The sequence below is a fragment of the Neorhizobium sp. T25_13 genome, from assembly GCF_002968675.1.
Lineage (GTDB): Bacteria > Pseudomonadota > Alphaproteobacteria > Rhizobiales > Rhizobiaceae > Neorhizobium > Neorhizobium tomejilense.
Window position 1 is genome coordinate 25,289 of sequence record NZ_PVBI01000008.1, and the last position, 19,686, is coordinate 44,974.

Annotated in this window: 19 protein-coding genes; 7 read left to right on the top strand and 12 right to left on the bottom strand. The window is 62.7% G+C overall.

Annotated features, from left to right (window positions below):
* Window positions 1–50: 50 nt before the first annotated feature.
* Complete coding sequence (locus C5J22_RS19280; RefSeq protein WP_105439540.1) at window positions 51–1,427, bottom strand: hypothetical protein; 1,377 nt, start codon at window positions 1,425–1,427, stop codon at window positions 51–53.
* Window positions 1,428–1,645: 218 nt separating this feature from the next.
* Here C5J22_RS19280 and C5J22_RS19285 point away from each other — a divergent pair, with 218 nt between their 5' ends.
* Both C5J22_RS19285 and C5J22_RS19290 read left to right on the top strand, forming a co-directional pair.
* Window positions 1,646–2,047 carry a MarR family winged helix-turn-helix transcriptional regulator gene (locus C5J22_RS19285; RefSeq protein WP_105439541.1) on the top strand — a complete coding sequence of 134 codons (402 nt, stop codon included), beginning with the start codon at window positions 1,646–1,648 and terminating at the stop codon, window positions 2,045–2,047.
* A 76-nt stretch (window positions 2,048–2,123) separates the two neighbouring features.
* Window positions 2,124–3,419, top strand: coding sequence for an MFS transporter (locus C5J22_RS19290; protein WP_105439542.1), 1,296 nt, complete (start codon window positions 2,124–2,126; stop codon window positions 3,417–3,419).
* A gap of 110 nt (window positions 3,420–3,529) precedes the next feature.
* On the opposite strand, the gene tal is transcribed toward C5J22_RS19290, so the two are convergent.
* Window positions 3,530–4,495: a transaldolase gene (gene tal, locus C5J22_RS19295; protein ID WP_105439543.1), complete on the bottom strand. Its 966-nt coding sequence runs from the start codon at window positions 4,493–4,495 to the stop codon at window positions 3,530–3,532.
* 234 nt (window positions 4,496–4,729) lie between these two features.
* Here tal and C5J22_RS19300 point away from each other — a divergent pair, with 234 nt between their 5' ends.
* Window positions 4,730–5,683 (top strand): sugar-binding transcriptional regulator, encoded by a 954-nt coding sequence (locus C5J22_RS19300; protein ID WP_371412651.1) that lies wholly within the window; start codon window positions 4,730–4,732, stop codon window positions 5,681–5,683.
* Window positions 5,684–5,724: 41 nt separating this feature from the next.
* On the opposite strand, the gene C5J22_RS19305 is transcribed toward C5J22_RS19300, so the two are convergent.
* The 3 genes from C5J22_RS19305 to C5J22_RS19315 form a co-directional block, all read right to left on the bottom strand.
* Window positions 5,725–5,973 carry a PilZ domain-containing protein gene (locus C5J22_RS19305; RefSeq protein ID WP_105400081.1) on the bottom strand — a complete coding sequence of 83 codons (249 nt, stop codon included), beginning with the start codon at window positions 5,971–5,973 and terminating at the stop codon, window positions 5,725–5,727.
* A 162-nt stretch (window positions 5,974–6,135) separates the two neighbouring features.
* Entirely contained in the window at window positions 6,136–7,017 is an 882-nt protein-coding gene (locus C5J22_RS19310) for a bifunctional helix-turn-helix domain-containing protein/methylated-DNA--[protein]-cysteine S-methyltransferase (protein WP_105439545.1), read from the bottom strand.
* Between the two features lie 147 nt (window positions 7,018–7,164).
* Window positions 7,165–7,647 carry a DUF2244 domain-containing protein gene (locus C5J22_RS19315; RefSeq protein ID WP_105419718.1) on the bottom strand — a complete coding sequence of 161 codons (483 nt, stop codon included), beginning with the start codon at window positions 7,645–7,647 and terminating at the stop codon, window positions 7,165–7,167.
* A gap of 36 nt (window positions 7,648–7,683) precedes the next feature.
* On the opposite strand from C5J22_RS19315, the gene nth reads away from it, so the two are divergent.
* Window positions 7,684–8,487: an endonuclease III gene (gene nth, locus C5J22_RS19320; RefSeq protein ID WP_105439546.1), complete on the top strand. Its 804-nt coding sequence runs from the start codon at window positions 7,684–7,686 to the stop codon at window positions 8,485–8,487.
* Window positions 8,488–8,520: 33 nt separating this feature from the next.
* Here the strand turns inward: nth and C5J22_RS19325 are convergent, their stop codons facing one another.
* Complete coding sequence (locus C5J22_RS19325) at window positions 8,521–9,234, bottom strand: sulfate transporter family protein (RefSeq protein ID WP_105439547.1); 714 nt, start codon at window positions 9,232–9,234, stop codon at window positions 8,521–8,523.
* Between the two features lie 192 nt (window positions 9,235–9,426).
* Between C5J22_RS19325 and C5J22_RS19330 the strand changes: the two genes are divergently transcribed.
* The 3 genes from C5J22_RS19330 (at window position 9,427) to C5J22_RS19340 (ending at window position 12,853) form a co-directional block, all read left to right on the top strand.
* Window positions 9,427–9,894: a carboxymuconolactone decarboxylase family protein gene (locus C5J22_RS19330; protein WP_105439548.1), complete on the top strand. Its 468-nt coding sequence runs from the start codon at window positions 9,427–9,429 to the stop codon at window positions 9,892–9,894.
* Window positions 9,894–10,751 carry a sigma-70 family RNA polymerase sigma factor gene (locus tag C5J22_RS19335; protein ID WP_105439549.1) on the top strand — a complete coding sequence of 286 codons (858 nt, stop codon included), beginning with the start codon at window positions 9,894–9,896 and terminating at the stop codon, window positions 10,749–10,751. Before C5J22_RS19330 ends, C5J22_RS19335 begins: the two co-directional genes overlap by 1 nt.
* Window positions 10,752–11,098: 347 nt before the next feature.
* Window positions 11,099–12,853: a penicillin-binding protein 2 gene (locus tag C5J22_RS19340; RefSeq protein ID WP_105439550.1), complete on the top strand. Its 1,755-nt coding sequence runs from the start codon at window positions 11,099–11,101 to the stop codon at window positions 12,851–12,853.
* Between the two features lie 69 nt (window positions 12,854–12,922).
* On the opposite strand, the gene C5J22_RS19345 is transcribed toward C5J22_RS19340, so the two are convergent.
* Genes C5J22_RS19345 through C5J22_RS19370 form a run of 6 tightly spaced genes read right to left on the bottom strand, consistent with a single transcriptional unit; the run spans window position 12,923 to window position 19,514 of the window.
* Entirely contained in the window at window positions 12,923–14,515 is a 1,593-nt protein-coding gene (locus C5J22_RS19345) for an FGGY-family carbohydrate kinase (RefSeq protein ID WP_105439551.1), read from the bottom strand.
* A gap of 48 nt (window positions 14,516–14,563) precedes the next feature.
* Window positions 14,564–15,280, bottom strand: a complete 717-nt coding sequence (locus C5J22_RS19350) for an HAD family phosphatase (protein WP_105439552.1) — start codon at window positions 15,278–15,280, stop codon at window positions 14,564–14,566.
* A gap of 6 nt (window positions 15,281–15,286) precedes the next feature.
* The gene (locus C5J22_RS19355) at window positions 15,287–16,768 is read right to left on the bottom strand and encodes a mannitol dehydrogenase family protein (RefSeq protein WP_105439553.1); all 1,482 of its coding nucleotides are present in this window, start codon (window positions 16,766–16,768) and stop codon (window positions 15,287–15,289) included.
* A 23-nt stretch (window positions 16,769–16,791) separates the two neighbouring features.
* Entirely contained in the window at window positions 16,792–17,796 is a 1,005-nt protein-coding gene (locus tag C5J22_RS19360; protein ID WP_105439554.1) for an ABC transporter ATP-binding protein, read from the bottom strand.
* Window positions 17,797–17,807: 11 nt separating this feature from the next.
* Window positions 17,808–18,632, bottom strand: coding sequence for a carbohydrate ABC transporter permease (locus C5J22_RS19365; protein WP_105400072.1), 825 nt, complete (start codon window positions 18,630–18,632; stop codon window positions 17,808–17,810).
* 9 nt (window positions 18,633–18,641) lie between these two features.
* Entirely contained in the window at window positions 18,642–19,514 is an 873-nt protein-coding gene (locus C5J22_RS19370) for a carbohydrate ABC transporter permease (protein ID WP_105400071.1), read from the bottom strand.
* Window positions 19,515–19,686: the final 172 nt, after the last annotated feature.

Consider the following 19,686-nt stretch of genomic DNA (forward strand, 5'->3'; position numbering starts at 1 on the left):
TCTCGGGTCGAGCCCGAGGATGACGACGGAGAGCCCGGTTTACTCCCCTCTCAATGCACGACCTTCTGAGCCGGATCCTTCGCATCCGAAGCCGACGCCGCCTGGGCGGGTTTCGCGGGTGCAACTGGCGCCGGTTGGCCCCTGAGCTTTGCGAGCCATTCGGCGCCGGCGGCGTCCGCGTCCGTGGCGCCGGCGGTCTTGGCCGGAGCCGCTTCGGCATGCGCCGTTTCCGGCGGCTTGGCGTCGGAGCGAACGGCGTCGCCATCGGTCTGCTTCGACCAGCGCTTGCCGCCTTCAGCAGACGTGCGGGGCGCGGGCGCGGGTTCCGATGCCTTGGCGGCGACCGGGGCTGCAGCGGGTTTTTCCTGCTCCCCGCTGCCGGAGAACATGCCCATTATCGAGGCGAGAAAACCGCCCTCTTCCTTTTTCGGTTCGGCGGATGCGACCTGCGCGGGCGCTGCCGGCTTCTGGTTGCCCTGGCCCTGATTGGGGCCCTGATGGGCAACGGACTTGTTCGGTGCTGCGGGCGCCGGATGCGCGGCGGCGGCCGGGGCAGCGTGGGCGGCCGCAGCCGGGGCGGCATGGGTTTCAGAAGCGGCAGGATTGCCAGCGGGTTCATGGCCTTGCGCGGGGGCTTCCTGCCCGGAGCCGAAGATCATGCCGGTGACGGAACTGAAGAAGCCGCCGCTTTCCTTGGCCGCGACCTCGCCGCCATGCCCCTCGGCGGGAGCGCCGTGAGCGTCCGCAGGGGCGCCATGACTATTGGCGACCGGTTCGCCGTGGCCAGCAGGTGCGCTCGGCGCGCCGTGACCGTCAGCCTTCGGCTTCTGGCCGTGTTCGCCTTCCGGCGTGGCGACGACCGGGCCGACGCAATCGGCGTGGTCGGTCAGCCGGGCTGTAAGCGCCTCGACATCCTCGAGCGGCAGGTCGATGCGCATTCCGTAATATTCGCCGTTCGAATTGGCGGTACCATCGAGGTAATATGCTGAATAGGGCTGAGCGTCGGTGCCTTCGGGCGCCTTCTTGGGGTCCGGGATATAGACGACCTGGGCACCGATCGCACGGCCGCGCATCTGGGCGCGATCGCGGGGGCCCGCCTTGTCGATTATCGCCACCTGGACGAGATCGGCCTTTTCCTTCTCCTGGACAGCCTTGGCGACACGCAAGGCCGTCCGGATGCGCGCTAGCCCGTCACCGGCCTCGTCGCTCACCACATATTTGCGGATCCAGTAACGCTGGTCCCGCTTGATCTTGACCGTTTCGAGCGCGGTACATTCCAGCCCGTTGATCTCCAGATAGGAGGGGCCGAGGATCTTGTCTGCGCCGATGAGCACAGCCGCCGCGCCGCTGCCACCGCCGAGCACGACGATACTGCCCATGAGGATGAAGACGAGCTTCTTGGAAAACCGGAACTTCAGACCCTTCACTTGCCGAACTCCGGCATGCTCAACTCCATTTTTACGCAGAACAACAGGATGGAATAGTGCCGGGATAGTCGCCTATTCTTGTTGAGGAAGCTTTAAGCCGCAGGGTTCTTTTCGCCCTCCGGAGGTCTTTCTCGCAGACGGCGTGCTTCATTCCGGAACGGCCCTGCTTTTGATGCATCCCTCTTGCGCAAATCGAACCGCGGGTATATACCCGCTCCATGCCGAATGATACCTGCCACTGCATTCTGCTGCGCAAGGCCTCCCGAAAGGTCTCGTCCTACTACGACGAGGCCCTGGCGCCGCTCGGCGTCAACATCGGGCAGTTCAGCCTGCTGCGCAACATCAACCGGCTGGCGCCGATCTCGCTGACCGATCTCGCCGCCCAGGTGGAATTGGACCGGTCGACGGTCGGCCGCAATGCCAAAGTGCTGGAACGCATGGGTCTGGTGGCGATCGGCCATGGCGAGGATCAGCGGGAAGCGATGCTGACCGTCGCGCCGCAGGGCCATGCGATCTTGAAACAGGGCGCGCCGCTCTGGGACGGCGTCCAGGACGAAATCGAGGCCCGGCTTGGGGCCGAGAAAACCAGACAACTGCAGGAACTGCTTGCAGCCCTCTGATTTTTTACCAGAAGCGGGTATATACCCGATTTTTATCACGCTGCCGGTGCGGCAACGACCAGGAAAGGGACAGACCATGATCTCCAATCGCGCCGCCCAATGGATGGCGGCCAGAAATCTGCATTATGGATGGGTGGTCGCCATCACCACGTTCCTGACCATGCTGGCGACCGCCGGCGCCATGGGCTCGGCCGGCGTGATGATCCAGCCGCTGCATCAGGAGTTCGGCTGGGATATCGCCGACATCTCTTCGGCCATGGCCGTCCGCCTGGTGCTTTTCGGCCTTCTCGGACCGTTCGCCGCCGCCTTCATGAACCATTTCGGCGTCCGCCAGGTGGTCACCTTTGCCCTGGCTCTGATCATGAGCGGCATTGTCCTGTCGTTGTTCATGACCCAGGTCTGGCAGCTCGTGGCGCTCTGGGGCGTGGTGATCGGCGTCGGCACCGGAATGACCGCGCTGGTCCTCGGCGCAACGGTCGCGACTCGCTGGTTTTCCAAGAGCCGCGGCCTTGTCGTCGGCCTCATGACCGCCAGCAACGCCACTGGCCAGCTCGTCTTCCTGCCGCTGCTCGCCGCCATGACGGAAGCCTATGGCTGGCGCACAGCGCTCACCTTTACGGTCGTCGTCATCTCCGCCGCGATGTTGCTGGTCCTGCTCCTGATGCGCGACTATCCGTCCGATGTCGGCCTGCCGGCCTATGGCGAGACCGCGGTGACGCCGGCGCCGAAGCAGGACCACAAGTTCCTGGCGACGCTCTATTCGCCGATCGGCGCACTCCGCCACGCCTCGAAGAGCGGCACCTTCTGGGTCCTGTTCGGCACGTTCTTCGTCTGCGGCCTCTCGACAAACGGGCTTATCCAGACCCACTGGATCTCGATCTGCGGCGATTTCGGCATGGCAGCTGTCACCGCCGCCAGCACGCTCGCTGTAATCGGCATCTTCGACTTCTTCGGAACCATCTTCGCCGGCTGGCTGTCGGACCGCTACGACAATCGCTGGCTGCTGTTCTGGTTCTACGGCCTGCGCGGCCTGTCGCTGGTCTACCTGTCCCTCTCCGGCTTCAGCTTCGTCGAGCTGTCGGTCTTCGCGATCTTCTACGGCCTCGACTGGGTGGCGACCGTGCCGCCGACCGTAAAGCTCGCCGCTGCCGAATTCGGCCGCGAACGGGCCGGACTGATCTTCGGCTGGGTGTTTGCCGGCCATCAGATCGGCGCGGCCACCGCTGCCTTCGGTGCCGGGTTCCTCAAGAGCGACTTCAACACCTATATGCCGGCCCTGCAGATCGCCGGCGTGATGTGCATGATCGCCGCGGTTTCCGTCCTGCTGCTGCGCAAGCCGGGTACTGCCAAGCTGGTGCCGCAGCCGGCCTGATCTTCTCTCCGCCTGCCGGTGAGCTTGCCCCTCATCCGGCCGCCGCGAATGAATACAGAAAGGCCCGTCGCGAGACGGGCCTTTCTTCATGCCGGCGGTGGAAGCTGGTATCAGGCGGCGGCGAGGGTCAGTTCCTTCTTGACCATCTGGCGCAGCGACGCGAGGTCCTTGGCGAAGGCACGGATGCCTTCGGAGAGTTTTTCGGTCGCCATGGCGTCCTCGTTCATCATCCAGCGGAAGGACTTCTCGTCGAGCGACTGCAACGGCTCCGCATTGAAGGTTTCCGGCACGAGCTTGCGCTCCAGCTTGCCGGTGTCCTTGTCGAGCTCGTCGAGCAGCGCCGGGCTGATCGTCAGGCGGTCGCAGCCGGCCAGCGCTTCGATTTCGCCGGCATTGCGGAAGGAGGCGCCCATGACGATCGTCTTGATGCCGTTCGCCTTGTAGTAATTGTAGATGGCACGCACCGACACGACGCCCGGATCGGTCTCGGCGGCGTAGTCCTGGCCGGTCGACTTCTTGTACCAGTCGAGAATGCGGCCGACGAAGGGCGAGATCAGGAACACTTTGGCTTCGGCGCAGGCGATTGCCTGGGCCTGGGAGAACAGAAGCGTCAGGTTGCAGTCGATGCCTTCCTTCTGCAGCACTTCCGCGGCGCGGATGCCTTCCCAGGTGGAGGCGAGCTTGATGAGGATGCGGTCACGCTCGATGCCGCGCTCCTTGTAGGAGGCGATGATCTGGCGGGCCTTGGCAATCGACGCTTCGGTGTCGAAGGAAAGGTCGGCATCGACTTCGGTCGAAACGCGGCCCGGGACCAGCTCGGACAGGGCGGCACCGACGGTGATCGCCAGGCGGTCGGCCACGGCGGACACGACGGCATCCGGAGTGCCGGACTGCTTGCGGCCCCAGGCGATCGCTTCCCGGACCTTGTCGGCGAAGATGGGCGTGCCGAGCGCCTTCAGGACGATGGTCGGGTTGGTGGTGCAATCCACGGGCTTCAGGCGGGCGACCGCCTCGATGTCGCCGGTATCGGCAACGACCGTGGTCATGGAACGAAGCTGCTCTAGTTTAGACGTCATCCGAATATTCCTCGATATATGGAGAACTAAACGCCTGTTGCGCGATTTGGCTCCTCCGGCGCGTTGGTAAGAACTATCCCCCGCCCGCGGTTAAAAAGTCAAGACATTTGTCCTTCGGAATTGACATATGTGTCAGTTGGAACAAGTATCATCTCGCTTGTCCATGATCGTCCCGGAGGCCCGTTGGCTAGGCTCAGACGCGAGACCCATACCGCCTATTCCGAAGCCGCTTCCATGAGGCTGCGGGCGGCGTGGCTTTATTATAACCAGGGATTGACGCAGAAAGATGTCGCCGAACGGCTGGGCTTGAGCCGCTCGACGGTGATCCGCCTGCTCGACGAGGCCATGAAGCGCTCCGAGGTGCAGATTTGGATCAGCGAGGGCATCGATACCTGCGTCGAGCTGGCGATCCGGCTGGAAAAGGCTTACGGCCTCGACGAGGCCGTGGTCGTGCCCGCCCCGCGCGACAACAGCGCTGCGGCGCTCGCCAGCTCGGTCGGGCTGGCGCTCGGGCAATTCCTCTCCGAAGTGGTGCAGGACGACATGACCATCGGCGTCGGCTGGGGCCGCACGATGACCGCCTCGCTCGGCAGCTTTCGCCCGCCGCGGCGGAAGAACTGCAAGGTCGTATCGCTGCTCGGCGGCATCGTCGCCGTACACCAGACCAATCCGATCGATTACACCTGGCGTTTCGCGGGGCAGCTCGGTGCCGAGTGTTACATGTTCCTCGCCCCGCTTCTGGTCGACTCGGTCAAGACCAAAAGGGCGCTGATCGAGGAATGCGGGCTGAAGACGATCTACGACCTTGCCGAAAACCTCGATCTCGCGGTGGTGAGCTGCGGCGACATCGGCCCGCATTCCACCTCGCTGTCGGAAGGGTTCATCTCCAAGGCGGAGCTCGACCGGCTGATCGCCGCCGGCTGCATCTGCGACACGATGTTCAACTTTCTCGACGAGGAAGGCCGCTCCGTGGATCACAAGCTGAACGAGCGGGTGATGTCGGTGGATCTCGATACGCTGAAAAAGGCCCGGCACATCGTGCTGTCATCGGGTGGCGCGCACCGGGCGGTAGCGATCCGCGCAACGATCCGCAGGATCGGGTGCCATACGCTGATCACCGATGAGACTGCGGCCAAGGAATTGTTGCGGCTGAACGAACCCTCCGAGAGCGCACAGGGGGCGGCCTGACCCCTGGCTGTACCACTGGCTGCGCTTGAACGGACGGGCAATCAGGCAGCGGTCAGGAACTCTACTCCGAGGGAATTGATCCGCCGCCAGCGGACTTCGCATTCGAAACGTCGGCCATCCGACAGGGCGAGGCCGAAGCTTTCCGGCACGGACAGGGCATTCTCGATCTTGATCAACGCGCCGCCGGCCGAGATTTCCTTGACGATGCAGTCGAAGGCCGAATGATCGCCATTGAAGATGATCTTGGCGCCTAGAAAGCTTTTCGATCTCTGGTATTTGCGCTCATGCACCTGACCGCGTCCTTCGACGATTACTTCAGTAATCGCTTATATTACCCAATCGGCAATCCCGCAATCCTCAGAGGCCGTCCATGACTTTTGCAGGCGGCTTGGTATATGCCTGCTCGCGGGCCGGCAATGGAACCTGAACGCTGAACTCAAGCGTTCGGCCCCTTACGCGTTTCCCGCTTCCCAGCCCAGGATCGCCCGCTTGCGCGTCAGCCCCCAGTGATATCCGGTCAGCGCGCCGCTTTTGCCGAGTGCCCGGTGGCAGGGCACCACGAAGGAGATCGGGTTGGCTCCAACAGCCGCACCCACCGCGCGGCTGGCGGTCGGCTGGCCGATGTCGTTGGCGACGTCGGAATAGGTGACAGCCTTGCCGAAGGGGATTTTCAACAGGCTCTGCCAGACGCGCACCTGGAAATCGGTGCCAATCAGCACGACCTTCAGCGGCCGGTCGCAGGACCAGTTCGCACGGTCGAAGACGCGGCCGACATAAGGCGCCGTCATCTCCTGGTCGGGAACGTATTCGGCATTCGGCCAGCGGCGCATCATGTCGTCGAGCGCGGCCCGTTCATGGCCGAGATCGGCAAAGGCAAGGCCCGAGAGGCCGCGATCCGTCGCCATCACCAGTGCCTCGCCGAAGGGCGACGGGTGGAAACCGTAGCGGATCGTCAGGCCGCCGCCGCGCGCCTTCCATTCGCCGGGCGACATCGCCTCATGGGTGACGAACAGGTCGTGAAGGCGGCCGGGACCGGACAAGCCGAGCTCGTAGGAGGCTTCGAGCAGCGGCAGTTCCTCCTTGCCGAGCAGGCGCTTGGCATGATCGAGGGTCACGGCCTGAAGGAAAGCCTTGGGCGACAACCCGGCCCACCGGGTGAATACTTTCTGGAGCTGGGTCGGCGACTGGCCGAGCTCGGAGGCAATCGCCTCCAGCGACGGCTGGTCGCGATAATCGAGCGTGATCATCTCGATGACGCGGCGGACGGTTTCGTAGTCGGAACCATCGGGCGTTACGTCGATAGGCGGCGAATCGATCTGGGCGAGAGCGTTCATGATCTATCTCCTCTGCAGCGCCGCGCACCGGCCAACCTGGACCTTGGGCGCGCAAAAATCGCTGTGCAACTGGTATGCTGCTTAGATGCGCCTTCGGCTTGACCGAAACCACCCGTTTCTTGCCCTATTGCAGGTTTTCCAACCCGCTTAAACCCGCTGCTTCACGGTTGCCAGGGCTCCCCTGAAGGCCTTGGCGAAACTTTCCCGGTCGTCCGGATTGAGGAAGGAGCCGATATCGGTGCCGCGCCCCTCGCCCGTCACAGACATGGACGTGATGCCGAACTCCTCGTGACGGCGGACGTTGAAGCGCGCCCATAACGGATTGAAACGGTGCTCCACCACACGCCCCACCGGCGAGAATTTCCGGATCGACAGGTTGCTGCGCGAGACAGTCACTTCCTCGCGCGCCCGGCCCGAGCGATAGCTCATCTTCAGGGCGATGTAGAGACCGAGGAAATCGAGCCCGAAGAAGAAGCCGATCGGATAGGCGCCGGTGATCAGGAAAAAGCCGCCATAGAGGAGGCAGATGCCGCCCGTCAGCACAAGCACGACGCGAAAGCCCGTCCTGCCAAGCGAACGGTAGGGCGTCAGTTCGGCTGCGAAAACGGGCTGTTCCTCGGAAACGTCCACGTTGATTTCCCTCCTGCGGGATGCCTATACAGGCATATGGCGACTCCAAAGATCAAATCCAAAACCAGCACCTCGCAAAAGTCAAATCACGCGCCCGAGCGCAAGGCCGCACCCAAAGCCGCACCCAAGCCGAAGCGCTTCAAATCCGCCTATACGAAGGCGGAAATGGAGGAGATTTTTCGCCGCTTTTCGGTGCAGCGGCCGGAGCCGAAGGGCGAACTGGAGCACGTAAACCCCTTCACGCTTGTGGTGGCGGTGGCACTGTCCGCCCAGGCGACCGATGCGGGCGTCAACAAGGCGACGCGGGCGCTGTTCAAAGTCGCCGATACGCCCGAAAAGATGCTCGCGCTGGGTGAAGAAGGCGTCACCCAGTATATCAAGACCATCGGGCTCTACCGCAACAAGGCGAAGAACGTGATCGCGCTCTGTCGCATGCTGATCGACGAGTTCGGTAGCCAAGTGCCGAAAACGCGCGAAGAGCTGATCCGCCTGCCGGGCGTCGGCCGCAAGACGGCGAATGTGGTGATGTCGATGGCCTTCGGCGTGCCGACGCTGGCGGTCGATACACACGTCTTCCGCATCGCCAACCGGCTCTTGATGGCGCCGGGAAAGACACCCGACGAGGTCGAGGAGAACCTCTTGAAGGTGATCCCCGACCAGTATCTCTTCCACGCCCACCACTGGCTAATCCTGCACGGTCGTTATTGCTGCAAGGCGCGAAAACCGGAATGCGAGCGCTGCGTGATCGCCGATCTCTGTCGCTCGCCGGAAAAGACCGTCGATGTGCCGGCACCGCTTGTGGAATTGCCGCAGCAGCTCATTGGCGAGCCCGTCGAGTAAAGTGGCGATTGCCCCTCCCTCAGCCCTGCCCGCCTAAAGCTTGAAGCCGGGATCGCGCTTCGAGATAGCCTGGTGGAGATGTACCATCAGGCCCGCGGCAAACAGCGGCGTCAGCAGGTTGACGATCGGCACCGCCAGGAAACACGCGATCAGAAGGCCAGCCAGGAACACGGTGGAGGAATGTTTGGCGCGGAAGGCGCGTGCTTCCGCAGGCGTGCGAAACCGCATCGCCGCGAACTCGAAAAATTCCCGGCCGAGCAGATAGCCGTTCACCATGAAGAAGGCGATCAGGTTGATGCCGGGGATGAACAGCAGGAAAAGGGCCACGATATTGCCGATGATGACGACGCCCAGAAACTGGATCGAGCCGATGATCGCCTGGGCGAGCGGCATCGCCTTGCCGGGCGTATCGGTCGGATAATCGCGCTTTTCGACCACTTCGGCGACATCATCGAGGAACAGGCCGGCGATCAGCGCCGTGATCGGCGCGATCAGCAGAGCGAGCGCCAGCGCCAGCCCGATGCCGGCAGCGATCGCCGCAAACAGGGTGAGCCAACCCGCCCAATCCGGCAGGTCCGGGAAAAAGGCCGCGAACCATGGCCAGGCATAAAGGATGAAGATCTCGCGAAGCGCGAACCAGATGCCGATCAGCACGAGGGCGGTGAGACCCAGCGTCTTCCAGAACACGGAACGGGTTTCGGGTGCAAAAAGGTTGGCGAGCGAAAGGCGTCCGGCGTCGAGGATCATCGGCGTCTCCAGGTTGGCGGAGGAGATGTAGGTGGGAGGGAGCGGCGGAGCAAGGAGGAGTGAGATGGCGGATATAGGAGAAGCGACCGCAGCCGGCTCTCAGCTCAGATATTCAAGAAAAATCTCGCGGGCATGTCACATGGGCGGATCCTGTCTCGTCATGATGTCGTAACCAACAGAAGGAAACGAACCATGAGTGCCAAACTTAACCCTTTCGCCACCGCTCCCTCGCTGATGAAGGCCTGGATGGGTGTGTCCGCCGATGTTGCCGAAAGCCTTGAGCATAGCCTCATCGAACTCGTAAAAATCCGCTCCTCGCAGATCAACGGCTGCGCCAACTGCATCAATATGCACACGATCGAAGCCCGGGCGCGGGGCGAGAGCGAGCAGCGCATCTACCTGCTGTCCGCCTGGCGTGAAGCTCCATGCTATTCCGATCGCGAGCGCGCTGCGCTAGGTTGGACCGAAGCCCTGACCCGGCTGTCCGAAGGTCATTCGTCCCAAAGCGGCTATGAGGCCCTGAAGGCCGAGTTCACGGAGGAGGAACAGGTGAAACTGACTTTGATGATCAATGTCATCAACGGCTGGAACCGCCTGGCGGTTGGCTTTGGCCTGTGGAACAACGCCGCGGGTGCCAAGACCGCCCAGGCAGCCGCCTGATGCAGGGTCTCGACCATTCGGACGCAGCAGCCAGCTTCGACCCGCTGCGTCCGAAGCTCATGCGCGTCGCCTACCGCATGCTCGGATCCGTATCCGACGCCGAGGACATGGTGCAGGAGGCCTTCATCCGCTGGATGAAGGCCAATCGCCAAGAGATACGCGAAACGGAGGCGTTCCTGCGCCGCACCGTAACGCGGCTCTGCCTCGATCAGCTGAAATCGGCGCGGCGACAGCGCGAGACCTATATCGGCCCCTGGCTTCCCGATCCGGTCATGGAAGAGGAAAAGGAAGAGGACGTCACCTTGCCGCTGATGCTGGCGCTCGAACGCCTTTCACCGCTCGAACGCGCGGCCTTCCTGCTGCACGACGTTTTCGGGCTGGGATTCGAGGAAGTCGCAACCACCATCGAGCGTGACATGGCCGCCTGCCGCCAGCTTGCTGCCCGCGCGCGCACCCATGTTCGCGAGGCGAGAACTCGTTTCCAGGTCGACAAAAAACGGGGCGTCGAGCTTGCCGAGGCCTTCTTCGCCGCCTCGCGCAGCGGCGACATGACAGCGCTGGGTGCCATGTTGGCGGCAGACGTCAGCGTTCATGCCGACGGTGGCGGCAAGCGCCCTGCGGCCACGGAGCCCGTTCTCGGCTTCGAGGCGGTGATGAAAGTGCACGCCTATCTCGCGGATCAGTTTCAGAAGAACGGCTCCACACTCGTTCGCGCCGGGTTCGTCAACGGATTGCCGGGCTTCGTCACGATGGAGGCCGACGGCGAGCTGCAGACGACCGCACTCGATATCGAGGACGGGAAGATCACGGCCATCTATATCGTGCGCAATCCCGACAAGCTGAGGCATCTGCATTAGCCTTTGCAAGGAGCCTCCGGAGTACCGAGCCCGCTCCTTCCCCCGCAACTCGTCCCGATGCCGCACCATCGCCTTCCCTGCTTCGAACAGGTTGCCGTGTGCTCCACCCACAACCGCGCAGACGAGAGAGATGGCGATGGCACGTCCAATCCCGACAAGCGTCGGTTAACCTTCCGCGCGCACTCGAATACAACTTTAATTGTATATTAATACAACTTTAAACATCTCCGCCACGCCAGAAACTCTCCTGTTGGCTTCCGGTTCAACCGCGTGCAGGCTGCAATCCAGCGGCTGACGAACCGCTCGACCGTTGCCTTCGGCTGACATGTTTTTTGGATTTGTTCGGAATGATCTCTTTTGTCGTCCGGCTGAGAAGCCGTGCACATTTCATCGTTAGGAGCAATGTCGGTGCGAAAAATGCGACCTTCATGGGCGCAAGCGCGCGCCGGAAGAAAGACGCAAGGCAGAGGCTCGGAATTCTGATCGCCGGCTTCCTTGCAGTCTATTTCATCGTCGGCGCGCGCCTCGTCCAATACGGTCTTGCCGAACCGGCCGCGACGGGAGCAATTTCCAGTAGTCCCGTCGCATCCAGGCCGGACATCGTCGACCGCAACGGAGCGCTGCTGGCCACCGACCTCAACATGACCTCGCTCTACGCCGACCCGCGCCGGATCGTCGATGCGGACGAGGTCGTCGAAAAGCTTGCCTTCGTCATCCCCAACCTCGACTGGAGCGAAACTCACAAGAAGCTGAGATCGCAGACCGCATTCCAGTGGCTGAAGCGGCAACTCACCCCGAAACAGCAGGCGGATATCCTGGCGCTCGGCATTCCCGGCATCGGATTCAGACCGGAGAAACGTCGGTTCTATCCAGGCGGCGCGACCGCCTCTCACATCGTCGGCCATGTGAATGTCGACAACCAGGGCCTCGCCGGGATGGAGCGATATCTGGATCAGCAGGGCCTTGGCGACCTTCGCCTGGCCGGGCTGACCGGCGGGGTCCCGCTCGAACCCGTCAGGCTGTCCATCGATCTCCGCGTCCAGAATATCGTCCGCCAGGTCGTCGCGAACGCGATGACCGCCTATAGGGCCGAGGCTGCGGGCGCCGTTGTTCTCGATGTCGATACCGGCGAGGTTCTGGCGATGGCATCGGTGCCCGACTACGACCCGAACGAACCGTCCCGGATGCTGCCTGACGGCAGTGTCGACAAGGACTATGAAAAGGGCTGGTTCAACCGGATAAGCAATGCCACGTTCGAGATGGGCTCGACGTTCAAGAGCTTCACGCTGGCGATGGGGCTGGACGAAGGCAAGATCACCCTGAATTCCGTCGTTGATGCGTCCCGGCCGATCCGCATGGGCGGTTTCACCATCAAGGACTTCCGCGGAAAGAACCGGCCGCTGACGATCTCCGAAGTCTTCCAGTATTCATCGAATATCGGCACCGCGGCGGTCGCGGACAAGGTCGGCATCGAGGGCCATCAGCAGTTCCTCACCAAGCTCGGGCTCCTCTCCAGGATGGAAACCGAATTGCCGGGCGTGGCAACGCCAACCCAGCCGAGGACATGGAAGAAGATCAACTCGGTCACCATCTCGTTCGGCCATGGCGTGGCAACCACGCCGCTGCAGACGGCGGTTGCCGCCGCCGCTCTGATCAATGGAGGTACTCTTGTTCCTCCCACGTTTCTTCCCCGCTCCCGGGAAGAGGCCGAACAGGTTGCCCGCCCGGTGATAAAGCAGGGCACCAGCGCCGATATGCGCTACCTGTTCACCTGGAACGGCTTGAAGGGCTCCGGACGCGGCGCCCAGGTCGAAGGTTTCCAGGTCGGCGGCAAGACGGGCACGGCCGACAAGGTGATCAACGGACGTTATGCCAAGGATATCAATTTCAACGCCTTCGTCGCAGCCTTCCCGATGGACAGGCCCAAATACATCGTGCTTTCGATAATCGATGCTCCGCAGACAGGCGAACACGGCGGACGCACGGCGGCATCAACAGCAGCCCCGATGATCAAGGAAATCATCGGCCGATCAGCGCCGCTGCTCGGCGTACAGCCCCGTTTCGGATCTTCGGGCGCCCCAAACCTGCTGATGAATTATTAGACTGCGGTGTCTCGACGGTTGCGGTGGCGGCGAATGCGCTGAAGCGTCCGATCTTGCCGGGCATCCTCCCTACCCCATCCCCCGCAATTCCTCCCGATGCCGGACCATCGCCAGGAACCGGCGGTAATCCAGCCCGTACTGCTCGGCCCGTGTCGGGTCCGGCAGCAGCTCCGTCCCCCCGCCGTCCATCGCCTGTCCTGCTTCGAACAGCGAGCCGAACACGCTGCCGGCAACCGCGGCCGCCATCGCCGTGCCGAGCAGCACTGCGTCCCGGTTCTCCGGGATCACCACCTTGCGGCCGGTGACGTCGGCGTAGAGTTCGACCAGCAGCGGGTTGTTGACGTGGCCGCCGGTGACATGGAGGGTTTCAAAGCGATAGCCGTAGCCCGAAAGCGCATCGAGAATGTGCCTGATGCCAAGCGCGATCGAGACACAGGTGCGCCAGTAGAGGCGGCAGAGGCCGTCGAAGGAGGTGTCGAGCGTCAGGCCGCTGATGACGCCGGTCGCGTGCGGGTCGGCAAGCGGCGAGCGGTTGCCGTGGAAATCCGGCAGGACGTGGAGGTTCGGGGCGATATCGCCGTCGGCCTCGCTGCGCAACTCTCCGACGCGGGCGATGATGCGGCCATGCAGTTCCGCCGTCGGTTCGCCGCCGGCGGCGTGCATCATCACGATATGATCGAGCAGCGCACCCGCCGCCGATTGACCACCTTCTACCAGCCAATGGCCCGGCAGGATCGCCTCGTAATAGGGTCCCCAGAGGCTGCGGCCGGGTTTGGAATCTTTCGTGAAGGCGACGATGCAGCTCGACGTGCCGCCGATCAGCGCCACGCTGGTTTCGAGCTTCGAGCCACCCGAGGCGCCACCCGACACCCCGCCGAGCACGCCGAAGGCGCCGGCATAGGCGTCGATCATGCCGGGGGCCACCTGCACCTTCGTGTCGAGGCCGAGCCCATCGGCCGCCTGCCGGCTGAGGCTTCCCAGACTTGTCCCGACGGCTATCGTCTCGTCCGGCAGGCCGCCCTTTTCGAGCAGGTCTTCGAGGCCCGCGAGCGCCAGGTAATCGGCACTCCAGCCGGGGTTTTCGTGGGCGAGATAGTTCCACTTTGCAGTCAGCGTGCAGCGGGAACGGGCGGGCGAGCCGGTCGCTTTCCAGGTCAGGAAATCCGCGAGGTCGAAGAGATAACCCGCCCTCGCCCAGCTTTGCGGCAGATACTGTTTCAGCCACATCAGCTTCGGCATTTCCATCTCCGGCGACAGCGAGCCGCCGGAAAATTCGAGCACCTTATGGCCGGTGGCGGAAAGCTGGTCGGCTTGTTTGATCGCCCGATGGTCGAGCCAGACAATGGTGTCCTGATTGGCCTTGCCGGTCGTGGATACCGTGAGCGGCCTGCCGTCTCGGTCGCGGGCGACGAGCGAGCAGGTGGCATCGAAGCCGATCGCGGCGATGCGGTCGGCAGCGATGCCCGCCTCCGCCATCGCCTCTCTGACGGCGCGGCAGGTAGCCGCCCAGATATCCTCGGAATCGTGCTCGGCATGGTTTTGCCTGGGGCGGAACATCGCGATCGGATGCTTGGCCTTGGCAAGCAGGCGCCCGCTGCGATCAAAGACGCCGGCGCGGGCGCTGCCCGTGCCGATATCGACCGCAACGAGGTGATCACGCATCCGGATTCGTTTCCTGTCCCTTGTCGCCCTGCAGTTCCAAGGATCGCACTAAAGCACGGTCGAAGAAACGGAGCCGCTGCGACCCTCTATATGTTTTTGGACAAGGTGGATCAAATCCGGCATGGCGTCAAACACGACTTCCGGCGAAAGCGCGTCGATCTGCTCCCGGTAGCCGGGAACGCTGGCATGCGAACCGCCGACGAAGGCAAAGACCGACATGCCGGCGCTGTGGCCCGCCTGAATACCGGCGGGACTGTCCTCGATGACGATGCAGTTTTTGGGATCGGCGCTCATTTCGCTGGCCGCATGCAGGAAGAGATCCGGCGCCGGCTTGCCCTTTTCCACCATCGTGGCGGAAAAGATGTTCGGCTCCAGCTTGTCGATCAGGCCGGTCAGCGACAGGGACAGGCGGATGCGCTCCGGCTGGCTGGAGGACGCCACGCAGCGACGGAAACCTAACGTGTCCAAGGTCTCGGCAATGCCCGGCATCGGCTGCAGTTCGGCGCGGAAGCGGGCATAGAGATCGTGGCGCATGTCTTCGAGAAACGTATCGTCGGCCTCGACGCCGAATTCCTCGCGCATCGTCTTGGTGACGGTGCCGAGACTGCGGCCGAGAAAGCGGCGATAGGCCTCCGCCGCGTCCATCTCGACCCCCTTGCGGCGCAGCGCATCGACCAGCACGCGCACGGAAACCGGCTCGCTGTCGACGAGAACCCCGTCGCAATCGAAGATCACCAGTGGTCCCGCCGACTGTTGCACGTCCATCACCCGCTATTTGACGAGCTTGCCGTCGAGATAGAGCTCGAGCGTCTTTGCCGTCCCCTGCTCCCAGAGCGTCTTCAGCGCATGCGCAAAGCGGGTGCGGAACAGCTCGGATTTCGCAACGTCGCCGAAGATATCGCCAAGCGCAAGGAAGGCGTCCGGGTTATCCTTGGCTTTCAGCGCCGCGGCGTTCAGGCGGTCGGCGCTGGCGTCGTTGAAGACGATCTCCTTGCCGCTGTCGGAGGTGCCCGCGAAATAGCGGCACCACAGCGCCGAGACCAGCGACAGGCCAATGATGTCCTGCCCCTTGGCGAGCCGGTCGGCGGTCGAGGGCAGGATGAATTTCGGTTGGCGGTTGGAGCCGTCCTGCGCCAGCCTGGGGATGGTATCGCCGATCTTCGGGTTGGAGAACCGCCGCTCGATCAGCTTGTAGTAGTCGACGAGATTGGTATCCGGCACCGGGGGGATGACCGGAATGATCTCGTCCTTCTCCAGCTTTTCCAGAAAGCCGCGGATCAGCCTGTGCTCCATCGCCTCGTGCACGAAATGGATGTCGAGAAGGGCGGCCGGATAGGCAATGGCCGCGTGACCGCCGTTGAGGATGCGTATCTTCATCAGTTCGTAGGGTGCCACGTCCGGTACGAACTGGACGCCGACCTCTTCCAGCCGCGGACGGCCTGCAGGGAACTTGTCCTCCATGACCCACTGCTTGAATTCCTCGCAGAACACCGGCCAATTGTCGTCGATGCCGAAATCGTTCTTGAGGATGTCGATCTCGCGTTGGCCGGTTGCCGGCGTGATGCGGTCGACCATCGAGCTGGGAAAGGCGACGTTCTCGTGAATCCAATGGGCGAAGTCCGGATCGGAAAGCCGGGCAAGCCCGATGATCGCGTTCTCCGTCACCTCGCCGTTTCCGGGAATGTTGTCGCAGGACATGATGGTGAAGGGTGTGACGCCGCGTGCCTTGCGCTCCTTGAGGCCGGCGAGGATCAGGCCGAAGACGGTCTTCGGGCTCGAAGGGTTCCGGCCGTCCTCGGCGATTGCCGGGTGGGCGGGATTGAACCGACCGGAAGCGTCGATGAAATACCCGCCTTCGGTGATCGTCATCGAAACGATACGGATCTTCGGGTCTGCCAGCGTCTCGATCAGGATCGCGACATCGCCGGGGGCGATGATGTCGATCATCGGCGCGGTGATGCGGGCGGCGGTCTTGTTATTGTCCTGCTCGACGACGGTGGTCAGGAAATCCTGCGCCTTCAGCTTGTCGCGCATGGCGCCGTCGGACGGCATCACGCCGGCGCCGATGATTGCCCAGTCATGTGCCTTGCCGGTGTTGAACAGGTCGTCGAGATAGATCGCCTGGTGGGCGCGGTGGAAATTGCCGACGCCGAAATGCACGATGCCGGCAGTCAGGCCCTTGGGATCATAGGCCGGCACCGCGGCGGTGGCCGCAGCGTCCTTCAAGCTCGCCAGCGAAAGCTTCACAGTCATTGTCTTTACTCCGATATGGCCGGTCAGGCCTTCAGGGCGAGGCCCTTGTCGTCGAACCGATGCAGCTTGGCCTCATCGGGCGTCATGTAGACCGTGTCACCGTGATAGGCGCCGAATTCCCCGTCGCAGCGCGCGGTGATCTGGCCGATGCCCTCGACATCGAGATGCAGGAACGTATCGGCGCCGAGATGTTCGGCGACCTTCACCGTGCCGCGCCAGATGCCGCTGTCCTTGGAAAGGTTCAAGTGTTCCGGCCGGATGCCGGCGGTTTTGGCATTCTTCGACTGCGCATAGGCACCGTCGACGAAGTTCATGTGCGGCGAGCCGATGAAGCCAGCGACGAACAGGTTGCGCGGACTCCTGTAAAGATCGAGCGGCGAACCGACCTGCTCGATATTGCCGCGGTTCAGCACCACGATCTTGTCGGCCATGGTCATCGCTTCGACCTGGTCGTGGGTGACGTAGACCATCGTCGTCTTGAGCTGGTGGTGCAGGTCGCTGATCTCCAGCCGCATCGTGCCGCGCAATGCGGCATCGAGGTTGGAAAGCGGCTCGTCGAACAGGAAGGCCGAAGGCTCCCGGACGATCGCCCGGCCGATCGCGACGCGCTGGCGCTGGCCACCGGAGAGCTGCGAGGGCCGCCGTTCGAGATAGTCGGTGAGGTTCAGCACGCGGGCCGCATCCGTCACCTTCTTGTCGATCGCGGATTTCTCCATCTTCGCCATCTTCAACGGGAAGGCGATGTTGTTGCGCACGCTCATATGCGGATAGAGCGCGTAGGACTGGAACACCATCGCCAGGCCGCGTTCAGCGGGGGCAGACTGGGTGACGTCCTTGCCGTCGATCAGGATATGTCCGCCGCTGACATCTTCCAGCCCTGCAATCAGGCGCAGCAGCGTGGACTTGCCGCAGCCCGATGGGCCGACGAAGACGACGAACTCGCCGTCATTGATTTCGAGATCGATCGACGGAATGACCTTGGCCTCGCCGAACACTTTCGACACTTTTTGGAGCGTGATGCTGCCCATGTCCGTTTTCCTTACTTAACCGCGCCAAACGTGAGGCCGCGAACGAGTTGTTTCTGTGAGAACCAGCCGAGGATGAGGATCGGTGCGATCGCCATGGTCGAGGCGGCCGAAAGCTTCGCCCAGAACAGGCCTTGCGGGCTGGAGAACGAGGCGATGAAGGCCGTCAGCGGCGCCGCATTGGTGGTCGACAGCCGGATCGTCCAGAACGACTCGTTCCAGGCGAGGATGATGTTGAGGAGCAGCGTCGAGGCAATGCCCGGCACCGCCATCGGCGTCAGCACGTAGACGATCTCCTGCCAGAGCCCCGCCCCGTCCATCCGCGCCGCTTCCAGGATTTCGCCCGGGATTTCGCGGAAGTAGGTGTAGAGCATCCACACCACGATCGGCAGGTTGATCAGCGTCAGCATGACGGTCAGGCCGATGCGGCTGTCGAGCAGGCCGAAATCGCGAAACAGAAGGTAGATCGGCACCAGAACCGCGACCGCCGGCATCATCTTGGTGGAGAGCATCCACATCAGGATGTCCTTGGTCCGCTTGGTCGGCGAGAAGGCCATGGCCCAGGCTGATGGGATCGCGATGATCAGCGCCAGGATGGTGGAGCCGACCGACAGGATCACCGAGTTCATGAACGGCTTCAGGTAATCGCGCTGGGTCTGGACGGTGATGTAGTTCTCGAACGTGCCGGACGGCCACAGGCTGAAACCCGCGATCGCTTCCGGCTCGGTCTTGATGCTGGTGATGATCGTATAGAGGATCGGGAAGAAGATGATCAGCGCGACGATCCAGGCGGCGGCGGTGGCGGTGACCTTGTGTCTTGTCGTAACATTGCGTGCCATGATCTTCTCCTACCGGTCCAGGTTCTTGCCGACGGCGCGCATCAGGAAGAAGGCGACGATATTGGCGAGCACGACTGCGATAATGCCGCCTGCCGAGGCGCCGCCGACATCGTAGCCGAGGAGCGCCGTGCGGTAGATCAGGAAGGCGAGGTTGGTGGAGGCGTAACCGGGGCCGCCATTGGTGGTGACCAGGATTTCCGCATAGACGCCGAGCAGGAAGATCGTCTGGATGAGGATGACGACGGTGATCGACCGGGCGAGATGCGGCAGCACGAGATAGACGAACCGGTTGAGGAAATTGGCGCCGTCCATCTCCGCCGCTTCCTTCTGCTCGCCGTCGAGCGACTGCAGCGCGGTGAGCAGGATGAGCGTTGCGAACGGCAGCCACTGCCAGGCGACAATGACGACGATCGAAAACAGCGGATATTGCGCGAACCAGTCGACCGGCCGGAGCCCGAAGAACCTCGAGATATCGGCAAACACCCCGTAGCTCGGATTCATGATCATGTTCTTCCAGACGAGCGCCGCAACCGGCGGCATCACGAAGAAGGGCGAGATGATCAGGATGCGGACGATACCCTGCCCGAAGATCGGCTGGTCGAGGAGGAGTGCGATGGCGATACCGCCGATGACGGTGATCAGCAGCACCCCGCCGACGATGACCAGCGTGTTCCAGATCGACTGGAAGAAGGCGGGGTCGGTATAGAAGAACTCGTAGTTGAACAGACCCGTGAAGCTGACATTGGACGGATCGAGCAGATTGTAGTTCTGGAACGAGAACCACAGCGTCATCGCCAGCGGTACGATCATCCAGACGAGAAGAAGCAGAACGGAGGGCGCCATCATCAGGCGCGCCAACGTCTTGGTGTTTTGCGTTGCCATATCGACGCCCTCCCATGGAACGTGGTCGTTCCAGTTATCCCGCGCCTTTTTCTTTTGGGGAAGGAGACCGACGCAGGATGCAGGTTTTTGTTGTTGTCTGGTTGTTATCCGGATTGTCCTGCCTGATCGCTGGCCCGTCTCAAACCCTCAAGGCGGATGATCTCGGCAAAGA